We start from the raw sequence: 2,241 nt of genomic DNA, 5'->3' as shown, positions 1-2,241 counted from the left end.
ATAAAGTATTACCCTTTTGGCTCGCTCATTCCAAATCGCCACGGCTCAAGCACAGCCTACCGTTACGGCTTCCAAGGACAGGAGAAAGATGATGAGTTAAAGGGTGAAGGGAATTCGTTGAATTATACTTTTAGAATGCACGACCCGCGTGTAGGTAGGTTTTTTGCGAGAGACCCTCTTGAAAAATATTATGCAGAACAAACACCATATCAATTTTCTTCAAATGCTCCTATGCATGCTAGAGAATTGGAGGGTATGGAAACTGCATTTGATTTTAGATTTGAAAGAAGACAAAGAAGATATCTTTCTGGGGAAATAAACCATGAACAATATATGTCTGAGGTTAAAGCTGAAGCATCAGGGGCTATAGCTGGAGTTATAATCGTATCTGCTATTTATACAGGAGGTAGAACACTTCCTTTACTTAGAACTTTGTTTTCAGGAGCTGTATTACATTTTACTAGAAATCAGTTGCTTTATATTGGAGGCGCTAATACTGCTACAGGTTTAGCTGTTGGCTTTTTAGATGAAAGTGGAACTATTGATTCTCCTGGTCCAATTGATGATTTTGCTAGAACTACAAAACTTATTGTCGGGAATTTTATTAAAAGTAAATTTACTCCGAAATTTACAATTATTGCCAGTAAACTTGATTATGCTTTAGGCGAAGGTAGTACTGTTTCAAAAAATTTAGCATCTGCTACTTTGAGAGAGATTGATAATATGGCAAAATCAATGTTAAGAGGTGAATATTTTAAAAGGAACGGAATTGACAATGAAGAGAAGCTTATTGGTTTAGCATCTCAAGCTTTTGAAAATGGTGTTACAACTGTTGAAAAGCATGTAACTAAATATGGAGAAGAATTTACAAAACAAACGACTCTCAAAGATGGAACAGCTGTTAATGTCAATTTTATTATTGATAAACCAGGTGAATTACCTAGAGTAAGTTCTTTTTCAATACCAGTTACTAATAAAAAAGATGTTTTAAAACCAAAAGTTCATGAATTAAGGGAAAAAGCTAGAAAATTAGGTAACGCAAATTTAAGTGAATAATGAAGTATGAATTTTCAAAACTCATTAATGAAAATTTTAATGATTTCAATAAAATATTTTTTTCTAAAGATATAGATTCTGTTTATAAACTTAAAATTAAGGATTTTAAATATTTAATTAATTACGAAGATGACTTGATTCCTTTCTTAGAAGATGAAGTTTTATTTATAAATAACTCTAATTCAATAGGAATCATCTCATTAATTAATGGTCAAATCCTGTTTTTTTCAGGGCTTTTCGATTCTTTTGTTGGAGTCGAGTCGCTTGATACATATTTTTTAGTTATAACTGATACTACAATTTTTAAAATCAATAAATTCAGTTTTTTTGTGTTTGACTTTGATTCACTTTCTGATATTATATTAGATTATAAGATTTCACAAGAAAAAAAAGAAATTACAATTGTTTTTGTAGAAGAAGAAATGAGGGGAAATTTAAATATAAAACTATAACCTACACCAGCTCCGCAAAGTCTCCTGACTTTGAGGGATGATAAAATAAAAGGATATAAAAAAAGAAACACGCTTACGGGCGTGTTTTTTTGTGGGTTGTTATGAGGAATAAGCTTGCTTGGCTTTATAATCACGAATTAACGCATCAATCACATTAAAAAGTTGTTCTTGTTCTTTAGTAGGCATTGTAGCAATTGTTTCTATGCGTTCTAAAATCTTTTTATCCTTAAAAACTATATTATTATTACCTACAAGATAATCTAACGACACATTAAGAGCTTGTGCAATTTTGTTAGCAATCTCAACAGAGGGTGTAATCTCGTTACGCTCATATCTTCCTATTACTGCTCCCGAAGTACCTACTAAACTTCCTAAATCCTCACGAGATAAGTTTTTTTCTTTACGTAACTGGGTAATATTATTGCTTATATCCATAACTAATAAGTTATAAAAATCCTTTATAAATCAATGTTTCTGCAAATATACGTTACTTAAAGATTAAAAAACAAACAGATAAATTTGTTTATAATATCATTTATTGATTAAGTTTGTAACCAATAAGTGAAACTTTATAAGTTATGAACAATTTAGATACATCAAATTCAAACCACTACATCTACGAAACCAAACACCTCAAAATATCCATTTTAGGAGGTATTAAGTTTAATAGTTTAGAAGCCTTACGAGTAACACTAGGCATACAAAAACTAAAATCGGAGCAAGTATTAAGACA

Annotated in this window: 3 protein-coding genes; 2 read left to right on the top strand and 1 reads right to left on the bottom strand. The window is 30.7% G+C overall.

Features of this window, described 5'->3' with window-relative positions; all coding sequences use genetic code 11:
• Positions 1–1,056 (top strand): RHS repeat domain-containing protein (locus B0A78_RS13055; RefSeq protein WP_317044852.1); only part of this gene is annotated, 1,056 nt, incomplete at its 5' end.
• Positions 1,056–1,508 carry a hypothetical protein gene (locus tag B0A78_RS13050; protein WP_097609744.1) on the top strand — a complete coding sequence of 151 codons (453 nt, stop codon included), beginning with the start codon at positions 1,056–1,058 and terminating at the stop codon, positions 1,506–1,508. The genes B0A78_RS13055 and B0A78_RS13050, both read left to right, overlap by 1 nt.
• Before the next feature lie 99 nt (positions 1,509–1,607).
• On the opposite strand, the gene B0A78_RS13045 is transcribed toward B0A78_RS13050, so the two are convergent.
• Positions 1,608–1,943 (bottom strand): helix-turn-helix domain-containing protein, encoded by a 336-nt coding sequence (locus B0A78_RS13045; protein WP_097609743.1) that lies wholly within the window; start codon positions 1,941–1,943, stop codon positions 1,608–1,610.
• Positions 1,944–2,241 lie beyond the last annotated feature (298 nt).

The sequence above is a fragment of the Flavobacterium columnare NBRC 100251 = ATCC 23463 genome, from assembly GCF_002530675.1.
GTDB lineage: Bacteria > Bacteroidota > Bacteroidia > Flavobacteriales > Flavobacteriaceae > Flavobacterium > Flavobacterium columnare.
The sequence above is the reverse complement of the archived record's forward strand: the minus strand, read 5'-3'. Positions and strand labels throughout refer to the sequence as shown.

Coding starts and splice junctions, on each gene's coding strand:
- B0A78_RS13045 (WP_097609743.1), bottom strand. CDS start 1,943: ATGGATATAAGCAATAATATTACCCAGTTACGTAAAGAAAAAAACTTA.
- B0A78_RS13050 (WP_097609744.1), top strand. CDS start 1,056: ATGAAGTATGAATTTTCAAAACTCATTAATGAAAATTTTAATGATTTC.